Consider the following 23,412-nt stretch of genomic DNA (forward strand, 5'->3'; position numbering starts at 1 on the left):
AAAAATCCGGCGGGTCATCGGTTCGATGCCCGCCGGTTTTTCTATCCGGCAGTCTGCCGGACTATGCCCCGAATACCACACAGGTATCGCCGGGGAACAGGAAGATGGGCCGGATGGGCCGGTACCGTCTGAAACAACCGATGACCTGTCATGGGGCAGGATTGCCGGATGCTTTTGCAACGCTGATGACGTTGCAATGAACAAAGCCTCCAGTTGTCTTGCCCGTGATGTGTCGTAGCTGCGAAGATTGAGACATTTTTGCAGCGACAGTTAAGGACAAAATATGTTCAAGCAACATTCCGTGGAAATCGAATGGGCAGGCCGCCCGCTCAAGCTTGAGACAGGCAAAGTTGCCCGTCAGGCTGACGGCGCCGTCATCGCAACCTACGGCGAGACCATGGTTCTCGCGACAGTCGTTTCTGCCAAGGCTCCAAAGCCAGGCCAGGACTTCTTCCCGCTGACCGTAAACTACCAGGAAAAGACCTATGCTGCCGGTAAAATCCCAGGCGGCTATTTCAAGCGCGAAGGTCGTCCAAGCGAAAACGAAACACTGGTTTCGCGCCTGATCGACCGTCCAATCCGTCCGCTTTTCCCTGAAGGCTACAAGAACGACACGCAGGTTGTCGTGACCGTTATCCAGCATGATCTGGAAAACAACCCTGATATCCTGTCGATGGTCGCAACTTCTGCTGCGCTGACACTTTCTGGCGTTCCTTTCATGGGCCCGGTCGGTGGCGCGCGCGTTGGTTACATCAACGGCGAATACGTACTGAACCCACACCTTGACGAGATGGACGAGTCTGTTCTCGATCTGGTTGTCGCCGGTACGCAGGACGCAGTTCTGATGGTTGAGTCCGAAGCAAAGGAACTCAACGAAGAAATCATGCTCGGCGCCGTCATGTTCGGCCACAAGGGCTTCCAGCCAGTTATCGACGCCATCATCAAGCTGGCCGAAGTTGCTGCCAAGGAACCACGCGAATTCGAACCGGAAGATTTCTCCGCGCTCGAAACAGAAATGCTCGGCCTTGCCGAAGCAGAACTGCGTACCGCGTACAAGATCACTGAAAAGGCTGCACGTTACGCTGCTGTCGACGCAGTGAAGGCAAAGGTGAAGGCTCACTTCCTGCCGGAAGAAGGCGAAGCAAAGTACACAGCCGAAGAAATTGGCGCAGTGTTCAAGCACCTGCAGGCCAAGATCGTTCGTTGGAACGTTCTGGACACCAAGAGCCGTATCGACGGCCGCGACCTGTCCACCGTTCGTCCGATCATTTCGGAAGTTGGCCTTCTGCCACGTACGCATGGTTCGGCGCTGTTCACACGCGGCGAAACGCAGGCGATTGTTGTTGCCACACTCGGCACCGGCGAAGACGAGCAGTATGTTGACAGCCTGACCGGCATGTACAAGGAACGCTTCCTGCTGCATTACAACTTCCCGCCCTACTCGGTCGGTGAAACAGGTCGCATGGGTTCCCCAGGCCGTCGTGAAATCGGTCACGGCAAGCTGGCATGGCGCGCAATCCGCCCAATGCTGCCAACCGCTGAGCAGTTCCCGTACACACTGCGTGTGGTTTCTGAAATCACCGAGTCTAACGGTTCTTCCTCGATGGCAACCGTTTGCGGCACATCGCTCGCTCTGATGGACGCTGGCGTTCCTCTGGCCAAGCCAGTTGCGGGTATCGCCATGGGCCTTATCCTCGAAGGCGACCGTTTTGCGGTTCTCTCCGACATCCTCGGCGACGAAGATCACCTCGGCGACATGGACTTCAAGGTTGCTGGTACTGCGGACGGCATCACCTCGCTTCAGATGGACATCAAGATCGCCGGTATCACCGAAGAGATCATGAAGGTTGCTCTCGAGCAGGCTCAGGGCGGTCGCAAGCACATCCTCGGCGAGATGGCCAACGCCATCACAGAAAGCCGCGGCCAGCTTGGTGAATTTGCTCCACGCATCGAAGTGATGAACATTCCGGTCGACAAGATCCGTGAAGTTATCGGCTCGGGCGGCAAGGTCATCCGCGAAATCGTTGAGAAGACCGGCGCAAAGATCAACATCGAAGACGATGGTACCGTGAAGATCGCTTCTTCTTCCGGCAAGGAAATCGAAGCTGCTCGCAAGTGGATCCACTCGATCGTTGCAGAGCCAGAAGTCGGCGCAATCTACGAAGGCACAGTCGTCAAGACCGCTGACTTCGGTGCATTCGTTAACTTCTTCGGCGCACGTGATGGCCTGGTTCACATCTCGCAGCTCGCTTCCGAGCGCGTTGCCAAGACCTCCGACGTCGTCAAGGAAGGCGACAAGGTTTGGGTCAAGCTGATGGGCTTTGATGAGCGTGGCAAGGTTCGCCTGTCCATGAAGGTTGTCGATCAGGCAACTGGCAAGGAAGCCGAGAAGAAGGACGGCGAAGCAGCCGAATAAGGCCTTCGTTTCTTTCCGATATCGAGGCGCGGAAGATTTCCGCGCCTTTTTTCTATTTTCAAAAAGGTCGCAAATATGAGCCGTGACGCCGTCAAAACCCTGTTCCACCCGTTCGCCGCAGGCATGGTCGAAGCACCTGTGCAGGGTGAACGCGTACTGTTTCTTGGAGCCGAAGCCGGCGCACCAAGGCTCGAAGGATTTGAGGCCGAGATTGTTGCGGTTCAGAGCCTTCGTCCGCTTTACCGCGCCTTGCAGGCCGAACATGCCAATGTCACACCTGACCTGTCAGGCGAGGCGTTCGATGCGGCGCTTATCCTGTGCGGCAAGCACCGTGGTGAAAATGAAAACCGCGTTGCTGAAGCGCTTGAACGCGTCAAGGCAGGCGGCACAATCGTCATTGCCGGTTCAAAAGAAGATGGCATCGCCACCATGCGCAAGATGCTGTTGAAGCTGGGTGTGGAAGTCGAATCCACACCAAAATATCATGGTATTGCAGTGTGGTTTAAGCGCCCCGAAGAGGTGACTGCTTACGTTGCGAAACTGAAGCATGACGCCGTCACGGTTGATGGACGGTTCACGGCAATGCCGGGCATGTTCTCGCATGATCGTATCGATGATGGCTCCGAATTGCTGGCATCGCGCCTGCCAACCGATTTTGATGGCAATGCCGCAGATTTTGGCGCCGGCTGGGGTTATCTCTCGGTCATGCTCGCAGAGAAGTCTCCGCGCACCGCCCGCATCGATTTGTTTGAAGCAGACTGGAATGCATTGGAATTCGCCAAGACCAATCTCGAAGAAAACTGCCCGAAACTGACGACACGTTTCTTCTGGCAGGATCTTGCTGCTGAGCTACCAAAAGAGAAGTACGACTTGATCATCATGAATCCGCCCTTCCATGCAGGTGGACAGGCAGCTGAGCCTGCCTTGGGTCAGGCACTGATCAAGGCAGCGGCAGGTGCTCTGCGTAATGGCGGCAAGCTGCTGATGGTTGCCAACCGTGGTCTTCCCTATGAAACCATTCTTGCCGGCGAATTCAAAACAAGCGGTGAAGTATGCCGTAACTCCCGCTTCAAGATCCTGAGCGCACAGAAGTAAGAGACAAAAAAGATGTTCCGCAAAACCGAAAGCAATGGTTTTGCGGGATTTTTTGATGTCAGGACTTTCTGACTTTTTGCGATGCCAGCACATTGCGGATCGCAAAGCTCGAATGAATACGTGAAACGCCGGGTAACTTTGACAGAATGTCCTTGTGGACACGCTCAAAGTCTCCGGCGCTTTCAATTTCCACCCGCACGAAATAATCGGCGCCACCGGTCATCAAAAAACACTCACGAATTTCAGAGTGTTTGCGCACTGCCACTTCGAAACGGTTGAGATAGTCTTCCGTCTGTCGATCAAGGGTTATCTGAACGATGACCGCAATACCTTCTTCGCCCGACGTATTGCCCGTCAGTACCGTGTAGCCACGGATTGCGCCGGACTGTTCCAGAATATTGATACGGCGCAGGCATGCCGAGGGTGACAAACCAACGGCCTCTGCAAGTTTGGTGTTGCTGATGCGCGCATTGGCGCGTAGCGCCCTGATGATATGCCGGTCTATCGCATCGAGTCCTGACATGTGGTTTCTTTCATTTCGTCGCAGATTGTTTCAATAAATAGCAATAATCTGAATAATCAACACATCATAGCCGGAAAATTCGACAATACGTGCATTACCATCCTTCATTAATAATGAGGGTGAACGATAATGAACATGCAAATCAGCCGCACACATGCGAGCGGTAATGCAAGCGGTTGGCTGACAATCGATCTGGGCGCTCTATTCGACAATTACCGGTTTTTGCAGGCGCAGGCACCAGCAAGTGCCGTGGCTGGCGTGGTGAAGGCAGATGCCTATGGGCTGGGCGCAGACCATGTCGCGACCACGCTATACGCCGCCGGATGTCGCGACTTTTTCGTTGCGCATATCGACGAGGCTATCAGCCTTCGCAAACTTATTGCACAGGACGCACGGTTTTATGTGCTGAATGGATTGCAGCCCGGCAATGAAGCAAGCTGTGAAGCGTTCGATATCACGCCCGTTCTCAATTCTTTGGCGCAGGTCGCGCAATGGTCCGACTTCGCAATCAGCATCGGCAAGACGCTGCCAGCAATCTTGCAGGTCGACACCGGCATGTGCCGTCTTGGCCTGCCGCCGGAAGAACTTGAAATCCTGGCGAAGGACCAAAGCCGACTTTCGGGGCTGCGCATTGATTATATCATGAGCCATCTTGCTTGCGCTGATGAACCGGAAAACCTCGCCAATGCAGCGCAACTGGCTGTCATGTTGGAAGCGGCACTTGGCCTGCCGAATGCCAAAATCTGCTTTTCAAATTCCGGCGGTATCTTTCTCGGTCGCGGATATCACAACCACCTGATGCGGCCAGGTATTGCACTTTACGGCGGTGCACCGTCGGTGCTGCGACCAAATCCGATGAAGCCGGTTGTCGGGCTTCAGGTCGCTGTGGTGCAAACCCGCATCGTACCCGCAGGCTCACAGGTTGGTTATGGCGGTTCCTTCGTTGCAAAGGACCAGATGCGTCTGGCGACACTGGCGGCCGGTTATGCGGATGGGCTGCCACGGTCTTTGAGTAACATCGGAGCGGTGTGGTTTAATGGCCAGCGCTTGCCGATTGTCGGACGTGTGTCGATGGACAGTATCATTGTCGACATATCCGCTTTGCCTGAGGGAACCTTGCAGCACGGTTCACTCGTTGAAGTGATTGGGCCGCAGCAGAGTCTGGAAGACGTGGCCGATGATGCCGGTACCATTGCCTATGAAATTTTGACGAGCCTCGGCCGTCGTTATCAGAGAAAATACATCCAACCTCGGGACGTCGCAGCAGCATTGACTGACCGTGCCCCCAATGCGTGAGAATGGCATGAACATTACGATCCTTGGAGCCGGTGTTATCGGCGTGACATCTGCGTGGTACCTCGCCAAGGCAGGGCATAAGGTAACGGTTATTGACCGGCAGTCGGGCGCGGCACTGGAAACCAGCTTTGCCAATGCCGGCGAAATTTCTCCCGGCTATTCATCGCCTTGGGCAGCGCCAGGTATTCCGATGAAGGCGCTGAAATGGCTGTTCATGAAACATGCCCCGTTGATCGTGCGCCCGACGCTGGATGCGGCAACATGGAGCTGGATGCTGAAGATGCTGTCCAACTGCACGGCAGCCCGGTATGCGACCAACAAAGGTCGCATGGTGCGAATTGCCGAATACAGCCGCGATTGCTTGATGGCACTTCGTGATGAAACCGGTATTCAGTATGACCATCGCACGCAGGGCACATTGGAAGTGTTCCGCACCCAGAAGCAGTTTGATGGTATTGCCAAGGACGTCGCCGTCCTGAAGGCGGGCGGCGTACCGTTTGAAATACTCGACAGCAAGGGATGCGTGGCAATTGAGCCAGGCCTTGCGCCGTCGAGTGACAAGATCGTGGGTGGTCTGCGCCTGCCAGGCGACGAGACCGGTGATTGCTACATGTTCACCACGGAGTTGGCGAAGCTGGCCGAGCAGGCTGGCGTGACCTTCCTCTACGATACGGCGATCCATCGTCTGGTCACAGAAGGTTCGGTCGTCAAGGCAGTTGAAACCTCCAAGGGCCGGATTGAAGCTGATGTGTTTGTCGCGGCCCTTGGCAGCTACTCGCCGGCGCTGGTCAAGCCACTCGGCCTTGATCTGCCAGTTTATCCAGTGAAGGGCTACTCGATTACCGTGCCGATCATCGATGAAGCACGGGCACCTGTTTCGACCGTCATGGATGAAACCTACAAGGTTGCCATTACCCGCTTGGGCTCGCGCATCCGTGTGGGCGGCATGGCGGAAATCGCCCGTTTCAGCAACGATCTGCCCCAGGCACGCAAGGAAACTCTGACCCATTCCGTGGAAGATCTGTTTGGCGGGGCAGGAGATCAGTCGCAGGCCCTGTTCTGGTCGGGCCTACGCCCGATGACACCAGATGGTACGCCGGTTATCGGTAAGACCCGTTATGGAAACCTGTATCTCAACACCGGTCATGGCACTCTCGGCTGGACCATGTCTTGTGGTTCCGCCCGCGTTCTTTCTGATTTGATCAGCGGTCAAAAACCAGACATTGAGACGGCCGATCTTTCGATTTCCCGCTACGGCCGTTGAGGCCTCGGTATAGAGTCGAGTGAATAAGGGATTATGTAGACGGGGCTTTCAGGATGATATCCGAAGGCCCCGTTTGTCTATGCAGAAAGCACATAAAACAAAAAGGCCGGGCAAGCCCGACCTTTCACAACCGCTTTGCTTCATGCCAGTACATCCGTGGTCATGGCGAAGCGATTTTGTATTTCTGGACCACAACCTGAGGTTTTCGTCTCGTTGCTCACATCCTCGCGCCAATTGGTTAACATCAAGTTAACGTCAAGGCAGCGAATGCAGTAATCTTGTGCCGTGAGCGACGTGTGAAATACATGTGAACCCTATATGCCGTCGCATAAGGGCTTTTTCAAGGCCTGCTAAAATAAAACAGCTTTTGCAACCTCAAATATAACGCCAATAAAAAAGGCCGGTAAAACCGGCCTTTAATCGTGTGCAAAAAACTGAAAGCTTATTAAGCCTGCAGGTTGTCTGCAGACATCTTGCCCGAACGACGGTCCTGAACCAGTTCGTAGGTGATCTTCTGGCCATCCTTGAGGCCGTTCATGCCAGCGCGCTCAACAGCAGAAACGTGTACGAATACGTCCTGTGTGCCGTCGTCAGGCTGAATGAATCCGTAACCCTTGGTCGAGTTGAACCATTTAACTGTACCAGTTGCCATAACGATTTCCTTCCGTTGGCAAATTGAATTAGCCTCGAAAAATAGTCCTTTCGAGAGCAGTTGGTCGAATTTGCAGAAAAAAGATCGTCGTTTGCGTCTATGCGGCGCCGAAGTCTGGTCGTCAAACAAATATCGATGGCGCCGACATAATTGGCTTTGCAGTTGCTTGTCAAGAGACAGGAAAGTTTGTCAAAGGCTTGAAAAGCAAAAACCCGGTGCGGGAGGAGGTGCACCGGGTTCTTGAAACTGACTGACAATTGGGAGGAGGAGTATTGTCAGTCCAAATCGGCGGGCGCTGGGAGGAGGAGTGCGCCGCGTCGATGATTTAAATGTACCGGAAACCCGCACAAAATACAGCCACATGATTGCAGCGCAGCTTTGCAGTTAGTGCATGGCTTGGGGCTGTTCTATTGCCCTTACTCAATCGGCCGCCTATCATTTAAGCATGAGCATTGAATCGGTCCGTACATATTTCGCCTCCAGATCCCCTGACATCACCGTCATCGAGACGGAGAAAAGCTCCGCAACGGTGGCACTCGCCGCTGAGGCGCATGGTGTGGAGCCAGATCAGATTGCTAAAACTATCTGCCTGCGTGCCGGTGAGACTGTTCTTTTGGTTGTAACAGCCGGAACCAGGCGGCTTGATAACAAGAAGTTCCGGGAGCAGTTTCAAGCTAAACCCCGCATGTTGGATGGGGAAGAGGTCGTGGCTGTTACCAGTCATCCGATCGGTGGTGTGTGCCCGTTCGGCCTTGCCACGGATGTTCCGGTTTATTGCGATGTGTCATTGAAGAACTATCAGGAAGTTGTGCCTGCGGCTGGCGCTACCAATGCTGCTGTCCGCATCTCGCCGGATCTGATGGCATCGCTCACCAACGCACAATGGGTTGATGTCTGCCAATAACATAAAGTTGGTAGGCCCGTGAGTTTAACCGCACCTTAAATCGCCGTATTTTATTCTCATTCGAATGAAATGCAGATCGAGCGTCGAAACACGCCCGTTTGCAAGGGCTTATCGTATCAGGAGTGGTTTCGGCCATATGGCAGGCAAAAGCAAATCAGGTCGCAGAATAGAACCTTCATTCGAGGATGATGAGCTCGAAGATGAAGAGATGCGCCTTGATGCTGGCGACCGCATTGCCGGAAATTCCGCCGTTCGCCGCAAAACCGCCGCTACTGCGGCCGCACCCAAGAAATCCAGAAAGAGCAAAGCAGCACCTGTAAAAGTCGCGAAATCAGGAGGGTTGGTCCGCTTGGTCAGGCGCTTGTTTTATTGGTGTGTGGTGCTGGGCATCTGGGGCGGCATCGCCGTCACGGGTTTGGTTCTTTATTATGGTGCACGCATGCCTGCTGCCAGCACCTGGTCTATTCCTGAGAGACCACCGAACGTCAGGATCGTTTCCGTTGATGGCGAAGTCATTGCCAACCGCGGGACTACCGGCGGTGAAGCTGTCGCGCTTGAGGACATGTCTCCTTACATACCGCAGGCGGTCATGGCCATTGAAGACCGGCGGTTCTATTCGCACTTTGGTGTTGACCCGCTCGGTTTGGCGCGTGCCGTGGTCACCAACGTGACCTCAGGGCGTATGGTACAAGGTGGCTCCACACTAACCCAGCAGCTTGCCAAGAACTTGTTCCTCTCCCAAGAGCGCACGCTTGAGCGCAAGGTACAGGAAGTGCTGCTGTCGTTTTGGCTGGAGCAAAAATACAGCAAGGACCAGATTCTTGCGATGTATCTGAACCGCGTTTATTTCGGCTCGAATGCCTATGGTGTGGAGGCCGCATCCCGCCGTTACTTCAACAAGTCTGCACGGGATGTAAACCTTGGAGAAGCCGCTCTCTTGGCTGGCCTCCTGAAGGCGCCGTCCCGTCTGTCGCCTGCGCGAGATCCGCAAGCCGCCGAAGAACGGGCACAGATCGTTCTCTCTGCCATGCGCGAGGAAGGTTACATCACCGATAGCGAAAGCGCGACGGCGATGTCGCAGCCGCCAACCAAGGCCAAACATTTCTGGTCGGGTGCCCAGCACTACGCTGCCGACATGGTGATCGATGAGGTACGCTCGCTGGTCGGTGAGGTGAAGCAGGATCTGGTTGTCGATACCACCCTTGATCTCGGCCTTGAAGAAAAGGCTGATGAGGCCATTACCAAGGCATTGGCTTCCGAAGGAAAGAAGCTCGGCGTTTCGCAGGCCGCTCTCGCGGCGATCGATGGCACCGGCGCCATTCGTGCAGTGGTCGGTGGCGCAAGCTACGCTGACAGCCAGTTCAACCGCGCAACCAGAGCCAAGCGTCAGCCCGGTTCCGCCTTCAAGCCATTCGTTTATGTGGCGGCTTTGGAAGCCGGTCTGCATCCCAACTCCATCCGTAATGACGGTCCGGTTCGCATCGGCAATTGGACGCCTGAGAACTATGACCAGAAATATAGGGGCGAGGTAACGCTGTCATCCGCTCTGGCACAATCGCTCAACACCATCGCTGCGCAATTGGTGATGGAGGTCGGTCCTGACCATGTGACCAAGGTGGCGCATCGTCTGGGCATCGAATCCCAGTTGCAAGCCAATGCCTCGATTGCGCTCGGGACTTCGGAAGTCTCTCTGACAGAACTGACGGCCGCCTATGCGCCTTTCATGAATGGCGGTTACAAGGCTACGCCTCATATCGTCAAACGCATTTCTGACATGGACGGCAACGTACTCTATGAAAACAAATATGATAATCCACCTCGTGTGCTAAGCGAAGCGATCGTCGCTGCCATGAATAGCATGCTGACGCGTGTTGTCGATGAAGGCACGGGTAAGGCCGCCAGGCTGAAGGGTTGGCAGGTTGCTGGTAAGTCCGGCACAACCCAGTCATTCCGTGATGCGCTGTTCGTTGGTTACACAAGCAACCTGACGACCGGCATCTGGCTCGGCAATGATGACGGTACGCCCATGAAGAAGGTGACCGGCGGTGGCCTGCCTGCAAAAGTATGGCATGACTTCATGACCGCCGCGCATTCGGGCCTGACCCCATCACCATTGTTTGGTCAGGGTTATGTGACCGATGAACCGGTTTTTCCATCCGATCGTCCCAACGAGAACCAGCCGGGGTCTATAACTGACATTATCTCTGGCGCCTTCGGTGACCGTCCGTCATCGCAAGGCATGCCGCCTGAGCAGGTTGGTTCGGCCAATGGTCAGCCGATGGATATTCCGCAGCGCTCTTATCCGGGCGAGCCATCCTATTCAAATGGGCCGGTGCCGCCCGCCGATGTTGGAGCAAGTGATCAACGCGGTCCTCAGCCGGCAAGACAGACGACGCTTCTCGATTTTCTGATGGGAAATTGACGAGCAGGAGGCTGCAGGTGAGTCTTGTCTCTTAATGCGACATCTTGGTGCCGGGCGATTGCCAGCGATGTTACCGACGCCTTGGGCAGAATTCGTTCATTCGGCCTTCAAAATTTGGAATTCGTGTTTTGGTTGATTTTTCCAATCGTTTTTCTAAAGTTCTGATTTTTATCAATAATATCTAATTTCTAACGCCCGTTTGGCTCGTTTCAATTAACCCTAAGGCTTGTTTTTTCATTGGCTGCCCCATTTCTGATGACTTTCCAGGGTAAATGAATTATTACTTATGATTATTGGAATGCTTAGTTGCTGTACTAAATTTTTTTAATTGAGGATTAAGATGTTTAGACTTGGCGAGGCTCGCGCAGGTGGGTTCGAAGAGATTCAGCAGTCTGGTAGTATTGTTCTAGAACCACAAAATATTTTATTTGAGAATGATCAGGTTGAACAAACACCTATGCTGAAATTGCAGTTTGCAGTTAAGCGCCTTATTGATGTCTTTGGTGCTTTTTCTGCTCTCTTAATGTTGTCTCCACTCTTTGGTGTCGTCGCTCTTCTTGTGAAACTTGATAGCAAGGGGCCGGTATTCTTCTCCCAGATTCGCTGGGGAATGAATGGAGAGAAAATCCGCGTTTATAAATTCCGCTCGATGAGAACAGATTTGTGCGACGCAACGGGTGTCGCGCAGACCGTGAAAAATGATCCTCGTGTTACAAAGATGGGCGCTATTTTGCGCAAGACCAACATTGATGAACTGCCACAGCTGATCAATGTCCTGAAGGGTGACATGTCGCTGGTCGGACCACGTTGCCATGCCATTGGCATGTTTGCAGGCGGCCGTCTTTATGAGGATCTCGTACCAAACTACCACAAGCGTCACACTGTGCGTCCAGGCATTACCGGCCTTGCGCAGATGCGTGGCCTTCGTGGCCCGACGGACCGTGCCGACAAGGCAAGAGCCCGTATCGCATCGGATATCTACTACGTCGACAATTTCTCGGTGTGGCTGGATATCAGAATTATTTTCGGAACTTTGTGGTCTGAACTCAAGGGTGGCAAAGGCTTCTGATTTTTTGGCCTTTGTCTGATATTTTTTAAGACGCCTTTATTTTAGAAAGCCCCGCTCCGGTGATCCGAAGCGGGGCTTTTGTTTATTTCGCGGCCAGCGCATCCATGATCCGGATCCAGGAGCGGATACCCTTGTGGAAGGACTGCAGGTCGTACTTCTCGTTCGGGGAGTGGATACGGTCATCGGTGAGGCCATAACCGACAAGAAGCGAATCCATGCCGAGCATCTTCTGGAAGTCACCCACGATTGGGATCGAGCCGCCCATGCCGATAACAACGGCAGGCTTTGGCCATTCGTCGGAGAGCGCATTTTTTGTCTTCGTCAATGCCGGAGAATCATAAGACAGCTGGATAGCCGGTGAGCCACCATGTTCGTGGAACTCGACCGAGCAATCCGCTGGAATTTTGGCGCGAACATAGGCGCGGAATGCTTCACGCACCTGGGCCGGATCCTGCTTGCCAACCAGACGGAAGGAGACTTTTGCCGATGCCTGCGCGGCGATAACGGTCTTGAAGCCATCGCCGGTGTAACCGCCGATAATCCCGTTCACTTCGGCGGTGGGTCGGGCCCATGTCAACTCGAGAACCGAGCGTCCTTGTTCACCTGAAGGTACGGACAGGCCAACTTCGCCAAGGAAAGCCTCTGCGGTGCGGCCGAGCGTTTCCCAGGAAGCTTTGATATTGGCTGGCGTTTCTTCAACACCGTCATAGAAACCGTCAAGCGTCACGCGACCTGTCGTGTCGTGCAGACCGGCCAGGATATTGGCCAGAATGTGGATCGGGTTGGCGGCGGCACCCCCGAACAGGCCGGAATGCAGATCGCGGTCCGCAGCGGTGATGACGACTTCTTCGCCAACCAGACCCCGCAATGCGCCCGCAATCGCCGGTGTTTCCCGGTCCCACATGCTGGTATCACAGACGAGTGCAAACTCTGCCTTCAACTCGCCGGCATTGGCTTCGAGGAATGGCTTGAGGGACGGGGAGCCTGACTCTTCTTCACCTTCAAACAGGATGGTCACGCGGATCGGCAGCGAGCCGTGAATTTCCTTGTAGGCGCGGCATGCCTCAACGAAGGTCATCAACTGACCCTTGTCGTCAGATGTGCCACGGCCGGTGATGACCTTGCGGTCGTTGCCAAGATCCTTGATCGCAGGTTCGAACGGATCGTTTTCCCACAGGTTCAGCGGGTCGACCGGCTGTACGTCATAATGGCCATAAAACAGAACGTGTGGAGCATCCGCTGTCGCTGCCGCATGGTGCGCAACGACCATCGGGTGGCCTGCGGTATCACGAACCGACGCGTCGAAACCAATCGACGACAGCGAGGCTGTCAGCCATTCGGCGGCCTTGCGGCATTCAGCCTTGAAAGCCGGGTCGGTAGAGATGGACTTTATTCTGACAAGTTCAAACAACCTGTCGAGGCTCGACGTCAGATTTTCATCGGCCTTGGCCAAAACGTTGGAAATATCAGTCATTGGGTATCCTGCCATTGGACAGCATTCTGAAACCCGCGGGGTTTGATGGGAATGCTGCCTTTTTAATTCGAAGCCGGGCTTGCGCATTTAGTCGAAATGCGCAGTCAGTTGCCGATAACAACGTTATCGCATCGACCTACATCGCGGAAGTGTTTTTGAGTGCGCGCTGTACATACTCGATCAGCAACTCGCGCTCGAAGCGACGGAAGCCGGAAAATGCCAATTCATCCGCCTCTTTGGCAGCGGTAATAGCCTGTTCCTCGAGCGAGCGACCCTGCGCGGTAAGTTCGATGATCTGGGCGCGTTTGTCCTTGGGGTGCTGCTTGCGGGTGATCAGGCTGTCGCGCTGCATGCGGGCCAATGTATTGGCAAGCGTTGCCTGCTCGATATCCAGCCGATCAAGCAATTGCCGTTGTGTGATGCCATCTTCATTCCAGAGCTCGAGCAAGATCGGAAATTGGCCTGGAGAAAAGCCAAGTGCCGAGGCTTTTTTATGCAAGGCACGTGAAAAGGCCTTGGCCAGCTGGGCAGTCAGATAGGCAGCAGAATCGGTTCTTGAAAAGCGCATGCGATTTGAGGTCCTGAAAACAAGTCTCGCACTGGTCGATGGCATCGGCAGGGCGGCTTACGCATAATGGTCCATTCTTTCCCCAAACATGCGGCGACATTTTTAGGCGTCAAAGCTGAGGTATTTTTGCGGGGTGAGGCCAATAAAAAAACCGCCACGGCCGGGAGGGGGTCGGCCATGGCGGCTTATCGAGGGACAAAGGCCCGGAGAGGGGGGAAGGCCTTTGTCCGGTCTGACGCGGCGGGGGACGAGCCAGCTATCAGACTACGGCGTGATCAGGCGCCGTTGAGTAATAATTGTGGCTGCAAATGAGGCTTTTCAAGGGAAGAAACTATTACAAATCGGTAACGTTAAGGTGAGCGGTGAGCACGGATTTTGACTGAATCTTTCTGGGCATGAAACCGGGCCAAATCTAACTTTCTGTGGACGCAAGATGAGGCGCAAGGTAACGATGGCACCATGAAAAAAGGCGATCATCTCTTCCTCGTTGACGGTTCCGGCTTTATTTTCCGGGCGTTTCACGCAATTCCAGCATTGAACCGCAAGTCTGACGGCTTGCCGGTGAATGCAGTCTCCGGCTTCTGTAACATGCTCTGGAAATTGCTCAGGGATGCACGCAATACCGATGTTGGCGTTACGCCCACGCATTTTGCCGTCATTTTTGACTATTCCTCAAAGACATTTCGCAACGAGCTTTATGACCTTTACAAGGCAAACCGCTCTGCACCGCCAGAGGACCTGATCCCGCAGTTCGGATTGATCCGTCATGCGACCCGTGCGTTCAACCTGCCGTGCATCGAAAAGGAAGGATTTGAGGCCGACGATCTGATCGCCACCTACGCCCGGCAGGCCGAGGCGGTGGGCGCCGACACCACCATCATTTCGTCTGACAAGGACCTGATGCAGCTCATCACGGCCAACGTGCACATGTACGATGCCATGAAGGACAAGCAGATCGGCATCCCGGAAGTCATCGAAAAATGGGGTGTACCGCCGGAAAAGATGATCGACCTGCAGGCAATGACGGGAGATTCGACCGACAATATTCCGGGCATTCCAGGCATCGGTCCGAAAACGGCGGCCCAGCTTTTGGAAGAGTATGGTGATCTCGATACGTTGCTTGAGCGTGCGGGCGAAATAAAGCAGCAAAAGCGGCGTGAAAACATCATTGCCAATACCGAGCTTGCTCGGCTTTCCCGCCAGCTTGTGTCGTTGCGCACAGACGTACCGCTTGAAATGCAGCTCGACCAGCTGGTGCTGGAGCCGCAGGACGGACCCAAGCTGGTTGCCTTCCTGAAGGCCATGGAGTTCACGACGCTGACCCGCCGTGTGGCAGAGGCCACAGGTGCGGAAGCCGGCGAGATTGAGGCTGCAGTCGTACCCGTCGAATGGGGCGCAGATGCCCATGGTCCTGATGTCGGTGCTGGCACAACAGCTGCACCACAGCCATCGCAGGCAGCGGCGTCGGCAGACGCTGTAGAGGTCGTCCACAAGGACGGTTTTGCGCCGTCTGATCTGGCAGCATCGCGTGCTGCGCTGTTTGCATCATCGCCCATCGACACGACCGGCTATACGACGATCCGTGACGTGCAGAGTTTGGATAGATGGATAGCGGATGCGTACGAGACAGGCGTTGTTGCTTTCGATACCGAGACAACGTCTCTTGACCCGATGCAGGCCGAGCTTGTCGGTTTTTCGCTGGCACTCGCTGATAACAACAAGGATGGTTCCGGAACAACCATTCGCGCCGCCTATGTGCCTTTGACCCACAAGACTGGGTCTGGTGGTGACCTATTCAGCGATGGCATCAAGTTGAGCGAAGGCCAGATACCTTTCCGTGATGCTCTTGAGCGGCTGAAGCGCCTGCTTGAAGACCCTTCCGTCCTGAAGGTCGCACAGAACCTCAAATACGATTACCTGCTGATGAAGCGCCACGGCGTGGTGATTGACGGTTATGACGACACGATGCTGATGTCATACGTGCTGGAGGCGGGCAAAGGCACGCACGGCATGGATGCTCTGTCTGAGCGTTGGCTTGGTCACAAGCCGATTGCCTATAAGGACGTTGCGGGCTCTGGCAAAGCCAGCGTCACCTTCGATTTCGTCGACATTGAGAAAGCCACCGCCTATGCCGGTGAAGACGCGGATGTCACACTCCGCCTCTGGCTCGTGCTGAAACCGCGTCTGGCTGCTGAAGGCCTGACGTCAGTCTATGAAAGGCTGGAGCGGCCGCTGGTGGCTGTGCTGTGCCGCATGGAAGAGCGCGGCATCACCATTGACCGTCAAATCCTGTCGCGTCTCTCTGGGGAGCTGGCGCAAAAGGCCGCTGCCGCAGAAGAAGAGATCTATACGTTGGCAGGTGAACGGTTCAACGTCGGTTCGCCCAAGCAGCTTGGTGACATCCTGTTTGGCAAGATGGGGCTGCCCGGGGGTTCCAAAACCAAGACCGGACAATGGTCCACCTCTGCACAGGTGCTGGAAGATTTGGCTGCCGAGGGTGCGGAGCTGCCCTCGAAGATTGTTGACTGGCGTCAGCTGACCAAGTTGAAGTCAACCTATACAGATGCACTGCCGGGTTACATTCATCCCGAGACAAAGCGTGTTCATACATCTTACGCAATGGCCTCGACAACGACAGGACGTTTGTCATCGTCCGAACCGAACCTGCAGAATATTCCGGTTCGTACAGCCGAAGGTCGCAAGATCAGAACGGCATTTATCACCACGCCCGGTCACAAGCTTCTGTCTGCCGACTATAGCCAGATTGAATTGCGTGTGCTGGCGCATGTGGCGGATATTCCGCAGCTGCGGCAGGCCTTTGAGAATGGCGTCGATATTCATGCCATGACCGCCTCTGAAATGTTTGGCGTGCCGGTTGAGGGCATGCCTTCAGAAGTGCGCCGCCGCGCCAAGGCCATCAACTTCGGCATCATCTACGGCATTTCCGCTTTCGGTCTTGCCAATCAGCTGAGCATTGGCCGCTCGGAAGCCGGCGAATACATCAAAAAGTATTTTGAGCGTTTCCCCGGCATCAAGGACTATATGGAAGCGACCAAGGCCTTTGCACGAGACAAGGGTTACGTAGAAACAATTTTTGGTCGCCGGGCCTATTATCCTGAAATCCGCTCGTCCAACCCGTCTGTCCGTGCCTTTAACGAACGCGCGGCTATAAATGCGCCTATTCAGGGTTCTGCTGCGGATGTCATTCGCCGCGCCATGGTGCGTGTCGAACCGGCACTGTTGGCGGAAAAGCTTTCGGCGCGGATGCTGTTGCAGGTGCACGACGAATTGATATTCGAGGTTGAAGACGCGGAAATCGACAAGGCGTTGGAGCTTGTCGTGTCTGTCATGGAAAACGCGGCAATGCCTGCCGTATCCATGGCCGTGCCGCTGAAGGTTGATGCGAGAGCCGCGACCAACTGGGATGAGGCGCACTAATCCCGGTTTTGGAGCATCCATCAAAAAACTTCATCAACCGGATCACCGTCAAAGGATCGTCAGTCGGTCGTGTATCTGTCATGGAAGAGGCTGAAAACGCGCCTGGCAACAGGCGTGTTTTAAAAGCGTTGTGACAGGAGTAGCGAATGGAAAAGCTGACGCTCTATATAGGCAACAAGAATTATTCCTCATGGTCCTTCCGTCCATGGCTTGCCATGGAAGCGGCGGGAATTCCTTTTGAGGAAGTTCTGATTCCCTTCGACTTTGCGGCTGGCAACCCGAAGTTCAAGGATATCTCGCCCACCAAGCTGGTTCCTGTCCTGCACCACGGCGATCTGCGTGTCTGGGAATCACTTTCGATCATCGAATATGTGGCTGATCTCTTCCCTGAAAAACAGCTGTGGCCAACAAATATAAAAGACCGGGCAGTCGCACGCTCTGTTTCCATGGAGATGCTGAGCGGTTTCCGGGCCTTACGACAGGCCTGCCCAATGCACATGCGCAGGAAAAAGAGTAAACTTGAGGTCTCCGACGCGGTTCGCAAGGATGTCGAGCGTATTGAAAACATCTGGCGTGAATTGCGAGCCCGCTCTGGCGGACCCTATCTTTTCGGGACTTTTTCGGCTGCAGACGCTATGTTTGCACCGGTTGTTTGCCGTTTTGATGTCTATGATCTGGTTTCCAATGAAGATACTGTGGAGTATATGCAGGAGATCAAGACGCATCCTGCATGGCAAAAGTGGTATCAGGCGGCAATTGTCGAGCCGTGGACCGTTCCTGAGGGTGAGGCATAACCCTGCAAAACCTGAAAAAATATGCGTGGGGACTGGTCAAGACCCAGTAAGGCATGTATAAGCGCGCCAAATTTCCGATTTCGAAACATGCGGCATTCAGCCATAAGTGGCAACATGCTCCGTTTCGTCCGTTAAGTGGAGTAACACAAATGGCTGTACCTAAAAGAAAAACAAGCCCGTCCAAGCGCGGTATGCGCCGTTCGGCTGACGCTCTCAAGGCTTCGACATACGTTGAAGACAAGAACTCCGGCGAACTGCGTCGCCCACACCATATCGATCTGAAGACCGGTATGTACCGTGGCCGTCAGGTTCTGACGCCGAAGGAAAGCGCATAAGCGTTTTCTGACTGACTGATTAAAAAAAGCTGGCCTTGTGCCAGCTTTTTTTGTGCCTGCAATTGGCCGACGACTCAGACGGCAGCACAGTGCGTATTGGCCATCTTGGAAATCGGCAATCTTCCACATACACTCCCATCGAGGATGGAGACCCGGGCGACTGTTCGGGATTGCGTGAAAGCGCTGTAGTGGAGGAAATGACCGGTGAAGCATCGCTGGATACCCGTGGCTATCGTGTGTCTGGTCCTGGGCCTTGTCGCCATGACCAAGGGCAGCGAACTTGTTTCCCGCCATTTCATGAATGAAGCCTCCTCCCAGGCTCATACAACGCTCAGGCTGGCCGTTTCGGCTCTCGGTGGGCATCTGAGCCGCTACGAGCCTTTACCCGCCCTGATGGCCGATCACGACGATATTGAGGAACTGGTCAGCAACCCTTCCAACCAGTTGCTGCGTGACCGCGCCAATATCTATCTGAAAGAGATCAATACGCTTCTGCACTCGTCGGACATCTATGTCATGACGCTGGACGGTGAAACGATTGCTGCCAGCAACTTCGATGGACCAGCCACCTTCATTGGCCAGAATTTCAGCTACCGGCCCTATTTTCAGGAGGCAGCAAAAGGCCAGCAATCGCGGTTCTTTGCCCTTGGCACCACCTCGCATAAGCGTGGATATTATTTCTCCTCACCCATTTTGTTCGAGAATGTCATCAAGGGCGTGATCGTTTTTAAGGTCGATATTGAAGGCATTGAGGCTTCTTTCGGTAATGGTGAAAACCGGATCATCGTGTCTGATCCTGAAGGTATCATCTTCATGACTGGTACGCCGGAGTGGCTCTATGCCTCACTGCTGCCACTAACCAAGGATCGGTTGTTGCGAACCGAAACATCTCGCCGCTACTCCGATGCGACATTGCGTGAATTGCCATTAAGCATCGAAAGCAGTGACGGACATACGCTATTCAAGATCGCCAGCGGGCAGGGGGAGCAGGAATATCTCGCCCTGTCGCAACTGATGCCAGAAGCCGGCTGGACCGTGCGGGTGTTGATGGACACCAGTTCGGTGCGCAACCAAGTACGTACGACGGTCATTGCCGCGGTGCTCTGCCTTTGCCTTGCAGGATTCATCCTTGCCGCAGTTTTGCAGCGCCGAGCACGTTTACAGGAACGTATGGTGCTGCAGGCCGAAACGCAGGCCGAACTGGAACGAAGGGTGGCGGAGCGCACGCAAGATCTGGCGCGGGTCAACCGCCATATTGAGCGTGAAATTGCCGAACGCCGGCAAACCGAAAAACAGCTGCGAAAAACGCAAGGGGACCTCATTCAGGCCGGAAAGCTGGCCGGTCTCGGCCAGATGTCGGCCGCCCTGTCGCATGAATTCAACCAACCACTGGCGGCAGCAAAAACCTACGCCGACAGTGCGGCCCTCCTTATCGGACGTGACAGGGTGGAGGAGGCCAGCGACAACCTCAAGAGGATCTCGGCTTTGATCGATCGCATGGCGTCAATCAGTCGCCACTTGCGTAACTTCGCCCGCAAGCCGAATGAAAAGATGACGTCTGTCTCGCTTGAAGAGGCAATGCAGGACACGCTGGAAATTCTGCATGCGCGATTGAGGGCCGCCAACGCCGATCTTATCGTGGATTTTGGGACCAACCCCTTGAGCGTCAAGGCGGGCCTCGTCCGTTTGCAGCAAGTTCTGGTGAATATCATTTCAAATGCTGCGGATGCGGTGGAGACTTTGGAAGACCGCCGGATCTTTGTTACTGCGAAACAGCATGATGGCAGGGTCCTGATTTCGGTGCGGGATTATGGCCCGGGAGTGCCAGCCGCGATCATGGAACGTATCTTCGATCCGTTTTTTACCACCAAGGGCGTCGGTCGTGGCTTGGGACTTGGCCTGTCCATCTCGTACAACATTATCAAGGATTTTGGCGGAGAACTGCGCGTACGGAACCCCGACGGCGGCGGTGCCGAGTTCGTTATCGAATTGTCGGTGGCTGAGCGTATTGCGGAGGTCGCTGCGGAATGAATGGTGCCCGTGTCTTGCTGATCGATGATGAGGAAGAGCTTCGCCTTTCCACGGCGCAGGCGCTGGAACTGTCCGGTTTTTCCGTGACCATGCTGTCCAGTGCCGAACATGCCCTTGAACTGATCGGTTATAGTTTTGATGGTGTTGTCGTCAGCGATATCAGGATGCCTGGCATGGATGGCATGACATTGCTGCAAAAGGTCCGGGAACTGGATGCAGAAATTCCGGTTATTCTGGTAACCGGCCACGGCGACGTGCAACTGGCCGTTAATGCCATGCGCAATGGCGCTTACGACTTCATGGAAAAGCCCTTCACTGCGCAATATCTGTCAGGTGTCATTCACCGCGCCATGGATAAACGGTCGCTGGTTCTGGAAAACAGACGCCTGCGCGCCGTCGCTGGCAAACGTGATGATCTTGAAACGAGGCTTCCCGGGCGCACCCAAGTCATGGTGGATCTTCGCTATCGTATCCGAGCGATTGGTGCCGCCGATGCCGATACCTTGATTATTGGCGCAACCGGTGCCGGCAAGGAAGTCGTGGCGCGTGCCCTGCATGATGTCAGCAACCGCGCCAATCGTCCGTTCGTGGCGATCAATTGTGCGGCCTTGCCACAGAACCTGATTGAAAGCGAATTGTTTGGCCATGAGGCAGGCGCCTTTCCCGGGGCCATTCGTGCCCGCTACGGCAAATTTGAACACGCTCGTGGCGGTACCATTCTGCTGGATGAAATTGGTTCGATGCCAATCGACATTCAAGCAAGATTCCTGCGCGTACTGCAGGAGCGGGTTATTACCCGTCTTGGTTCCAACGACATTGTGGAACTGGATGTCCGTTTTATTGCCACCAGTAAGGTCGATCTTGAGGCAGAGGTGGCTGCCGGCCGTTTTCGGCCTGATCTGCTCTATCGGCTAAACGTCGCAACCGTGCACGTGCCATCGCTGGCACAAAGGCGGTCCGATATTCCGCTGCTGTTCCTGCATCTGGTGCGTGAGGCGGCGGCTCGTTATGGCCGCGAGGATAGGGAGGTTCCGCAAAGTGTTATCGCGGATATAGCGACGCGGGAATGGCCAGGAAATGTGCGTGAACTGCGCAATGCTGCCGACCGTTTTGTGCTTGGCCTTTCATCTGAAAATGCCGAGCAGGTGGTCGCCGATGATGATAACAGGCAACCACATCGTCTGGCGGATAAAGTGGCGTCTTATGAGCGCGATCTGATTGCCCGTTCAATCGCCCTTAATGCCGGAAATCTGAAGGCTGTCTATGAAGCGCTCGGCATTTCACGCAAAACGCTGTACGAAAAAATGCAGAAATACGGCCTCGATAAACGCCATTTGGGTAGTATGACCCAACTTGATGAAGAAGCTTTGTAACGCCAACTGGCCAGATGGGTGGATTTCCACCCGTCATTTTTCCGCAATGTTTCGAATTCCACCCATTTACCATTTGTTCATAGCAAAAGATGCTGCGGCGTCATGCGAAGCCGATTGCAGTTTCGTTTCCCCCCGCTGCAAATGACGTATCCGCAGGTTCCGATTGAGGAGTCGGTTCTTGCGAACATCATCGTCACATTCTGGGAGGAACCGATGAATTTTTTTAAGACACTGTCGTCTGCCGTCATGGCTGCAACCGTTTCGCTGATTGCGATGTCTGCTTCTGCGCAGACCTATCCCGATCGCGGTATCACCATGGTGGTGCCTTTTGCAGCCGGTGGTCCCACCGATACTGTAGCCCGTCTGGTTGCGGAATCCATGTCCAAAGACCTTGGCCAGCAAATCGTCGTTGAAAATGTTGGCGGTGCCGGCGGCACGCTTGGTGCCGGTCGCGTCGCCGCTGCTGATCCTGATGGTTACACGATCCTGCTGCACCATATCGGCATGGCAACCAGCGCCACGCTCTATCGCAAGCTGGCCTATGATACGCTCAATGCATTCGAATATGTTGGCCTCGTCACTGAAGTGCCGATGACCATCCTGTCACGCAAGGATCTGGAGCCGACGGACCTCAAGGGCCTGATTGAATATGCCAAGGCCAACAAGGACACAGTAACGGTTGCCAATGCCGGTATCGGTGCCGCCTCGCATCTGTGCGGCATGCTGTTCATGAGCGCGATTGAGACACCGCTGGTGACTGTGCCTTACAAGGGAACTGGTCCAGCGATGACTGACCTTCTCGGCGGCCAGGTTGATATCATGTGCGACCAGACAACCAACACCACCAAGCAGATCCAGGGTAAAACAGTAAAAGCCTTCGCAGTGACCTCGCCAAATCGTCTTGATGTTCTGCCTGACGTACCAACTGCTGTTGAAGCAGGCCTTCCCGGCTTTGAAGTGGGTATCTGGCATGGTGTCTATGCACCAAAGGGCACACCGCAGGAGGCTGTCGATCGTCTCTCGAAGTCGCTTCAGGTCGCATTGAAGGACCCGAACATTGCAGCGCGCTTTGCTGAACTTGGCACCATCCCATCCCCGGAAGCAGATGGTACGCCAGCCGCGCTGAAGGCCAAGCTTGAAAGCGAAATCGCCCGCTGGAAGCCGGTCATCGAGTCTGCTGGCCAATACGCCGACTGATACCTCTATCTGAAAGAACCGGCGGCAAGGCCGCCGGTCCCTTTAGCCCTTTCCATGGTGCGCTAGCGTCTGATGCATGCGCGGAAGCGGAGCTTCTATGAAATCAGTTTCCTTCAATATGTCCGAAGCCGTTTGCGGGTTGATCTTTGTCGGTCTCGGCGTGGCGTTCGGTTGGCAGGCTTTCGAGCTCGATCTCGGCACGACATTTCGGATGGGGCCGGGGTATTTCCCCTTTGTCCTGTCATTGGTTCTCGTCGTGTTAGGTGCGGTCATCTTCCTGCGTTCCGGCAAGGTGGCACATGAACCGCTGGGCGCTATCGCCTGGCGCGGCATGCTGCTTATTCTGCCCGCACCAGTCTTCTTCGGTTTTACCGTTCGCGGGCTAGGGTTTGTGCCGGCAATCTTTTTCACGGCGCTGATAGCCGCCTTCGCCTCCCGTAAAATGAAAGTCCACACCGCCGTTCTTCTGGCGGCCGGGCTGACTGTCTTTTCGGTCGTCGTGTTCAATTATGGTCTTGGCCTGCCGTTCCAGCGGTTTGGTCCATGGCTCAAGTTCTAAGA

The 23,412-nt window shown here is 54.7% G+C and carries 18 protein-coding genes; 14 read left to right on the top strand and 4 right to left on the bottom strand.

Annotated features, from left to right (window positions below; translation table 11 throughout):
- The first annotated feature begins 283 nt into the window (after positions 1 to 283).
- Both pnp and PYL13_RS04030 read left to right on the top strand, forming a co-directional pair.
- Positions 284 to 2,416, top strand: coding sequence for a polyribonucleotide nucleotidyltransferase (gene pnp, locus PYL13_RS04025; RefSeq protein WP_192486982.1), 2,133 nt, complete (start codon positions 284 to 286; stop codon positions 2,414 to 2,416).
- 75 nt (positions 2,417 to 2,491) lie between these two features.
- A complete protein-coding gene (locus PYL13_RS04030; RefSeq protein ID WP_275640542.1) occupies positions 2,492 to 3,511 on the top strand; it encodes a class I SAM-dependent methyltransferase in 1,020 nt (339 codons plus the stop codon).
- A gap of 58 nt (positions 3,512 to 3,569) precedes the next feature.
- On the opposite strand, the gene PYL13_RS04035 is transcribed toward PYL13_RS04030, so the two are convergent.
- Complete coding sequence (locus PYL13_RS04035; RefSeq protein ID WP_192486984.1) at positions 3,570 to 4,034, bottom strand: Lrp/AsnC family transcriptional regulator; 465 nt, start codon at positions 4,032 to 4,034, stop codon at positions 3,570 to 3,572.
- A gap of 129 nt (positions 4,035 to 4,163) precedes the next feature.
- Here PYL13_RS04035 and alr point away from each other — a divergent pair, with 129 nt between their 5' ends.
- A complete protein-coding gene (gene alr / locus PYL13_RS04040; protein ID WP_275640543.1) occupies positions 4,164 to 5,330 on the top strand; it encodes an alanine racemase in 1,167 nt (388 codons plus the stop codon).
- Between the two features lie 7 nt (positions 5,331 to 5,337).
- On the top strand, positions 5,338 to 6,594 hold the full coding sequence (locus PYL13_RS04045) for a D-amino acid dehydrogenase (RefSeq protein ID WP_275640544.1): 1,257 nt from the start codon (positions 5,338 to 5,340) through the stop codon (positions 6,592 to 6,594).
- Positions 6,595 to 7,039: 445 nt separating this feature from the next.
- Here PYL13_RS04045 and PYL13_RS04050 read toward each other — a convergent pair whose 3' ends face one another.
- Complete coding sequence (locus PYL13_RS04050; protein ID WP_192486987.1) at positions 7,040 to 7,246, bottom strand: cold-shock protein; 207 nt, start codon at positions 7,244 to 7,246, stop codon at positions 7,040 to 7,042.
- A 445-nt stretch (positions 7,247 to 7,691) separates the two neighbouring features.
- On the opposite strand from PYL13_RS04050, the gene PYL13_RS04055 reads away from it, so the two are divergent.
- The 3 genes from PYL13_RS04055 (at position 7,692) to PYL13_RS04065 (ending at position 11,641) form a co-directional block, all read left to right on the top strand.
- The gene (locus PYL13_RS04055) at positions 7,692 to 8,150 is read left to right on the top strand and encodes a YbaK/EbsC family protein (RefSeq protein ID WP_250983560.1); all 459 of its coding nucleotides are present in this window, start codon (positions 7,692 to 7,694) and stop codon (positions 8,148 to 8,150) included.
- 136 nt (positions 8,151 to 8,286) lie between these two features.
- Entirely contained in the window at positions 8,287 to 10,572 is a 2,286-nt protein-coding gene (locus tag PYL13_RS04060; RefSeq protein WP_275640545.1) for a transglycosylase domain-containing protein, read from the top strand.
- Positions 10,573 to 10,912: 340 nt separating this feature from the next.
- Complete coding sequence (locus PYL13_RS04065; protein ID WP_303298759.1) at positions 10,913 to 11,641, top strand: sugar transferase; 729 nt, start codon at positions 10,913 to 10,915, stop codon at positions 11,639 to 11,641.
- An 82-nt stretch (positions 11,642 to 11,723) separates the two neighbouring features.
- Here the strand turns inward: PYL13_RS04065 and PYL13_RS04070 are convergent, their stop codons facing one another.
- Together PYL13_RS04070 and PYL13_RS04075 are read right to left on the bottom strand one after the other, a co-directional pair.
- Positions 11,724 to 13,115: a M20/M25/M40 family metallo-hydrolase gene (locus tag PYL13_RS04070; RefSeq protein WP_250983563.1), complete on the bottom strand. Its 1,392-nt coding sequence runs from the start codon at positions 13,113 to 13,115 to the stop codon at positions 11,724 to 11,726.
- A 136-nt stretch (positions 13,116 to 13,251) separates the two neighbouring features.
- Complete coding sequence (locus PYL13_RS04075) at positions 13,252 to 13,683, bottom strand: MarR family winged helix-turn-helix transcriptional regulator (protein WP_250983564.1); 432 nt, start codon at positions 13,681 to 13,683, stop codon at positions 13,252 to 13,254.
- Positions 13,684 to 14,142: 459 nt separating this feature from the next.
- Between PYL13_RS04075 and polA the strand changes: the two genes are divergently transcribed.
- The 7 genes from polA (at position 14,143) to PYL13_RS04110 (ending at position 23,410) form a co-directional block, all read left to right on the top strand.
- Positions 14,143 to 17,121 (top strand): DNA polymerase I, encoded by a 2,979-nt coding sequence (gene polA / locus PYL13_RS04080; protein ID WP_259147523.1) that lies wholly within the window; start codon positions 14,143 to 14,145, stop codon positions 17,119 to 17,121.
- A gap of 146 nt (positions 17,122 to 17,267) precedes the next feature.
- The gene (locus PYL13_RS04085) at positions 17,268 to 17,915 is read left to right on the top strand and encodes a glutathione S-transferase family protein (RefSeq protein ID WP_275640546.1); all 648 of its coding nucleotides are present in this window, start codon (positions 17,268 to 17,270) and stop codon (positions 17,913 to 17,915) included.
- 149 nt (positions 17,916 to 18,064) lie between these two features.
- The gene (rpmF, locus tag PYL13_RS04090; RefSeq protein WP_006724402.1) at positions 18,065 to 18,250 is read left to right on the top strand and encodes a 50S ribosomal protein L32; all 186 of its coding nucleotides are present in this window, start codon (positions 18,065 to 18,067) and stop codon (positions 18,248 to 18,250) included.
- Positions 18,251 to 18,454: 204 nt separating this feature from the next.
- Positions 18,455 to 20,281, top strand: a complete 1,827-nt coding sequence (locus PYL13_RS04095) for a sensor histidine kinase (RefSeq protein ID WP_275640547.1) — start codon at positions 18,455 to 18,457, stop codon at positions 20,279 to 20,281.
- Positions 20,278 to 21,654, top strand: coding sequence for a sigma-54-dependent transcriptional regulator (locus tag PYL13_RS04100; RefSeq protein ID WP_275640548.1), 1,377 nt, complete (start codon positions 20,278 to 20,280; stop codon positions 21,652 to 21,654). The genes PYL13_RS04095 and PYL13_RS04100 overlap by 4 nt, the downstream gene beginning before the upstream one ends.
- Before the next feature lie 213 nt (positions 21,655 to 21,867).
- Positions 21,868 to 22,851 carry a tripartite tricarboxylate transporter substrate-binding protein gene (locus PYL13_RS04105; protein WP_250983569.1) on the top strand — a complete coding sequence of 328 codons (984 nt, stop codon included), beginning with the start codon at positions 21,868 to 21,870 and terminating at the stop codon, positions 22,849 to 22,851.
- Between the two features lie 97 nt (positions 22,852 to 22,948).
- Positions 22,949 to 23,410: a tripartite tricarboxylate transporter TctB family protein gene (locus PYL13_RS04110; protein ID WP_250983570.1), complete on the top strand. Its 462-nt coding sequence runs from the start codon at positions 22,949 to 22,951 to the stop codon at positions 23,408 to 23,410.
- Positions 23,411 to 23,412: the final 2 nt, after the last annotated feature.

The organism is Agrobacterium sp. Azo12 (assembly GCF_029193765.2).
Classification (GTDB): Bacteria; Pseudomonadota; Alphaproteobacteria; order Rhizobiales; family Rhizobiaceae; genus Agrobacterium.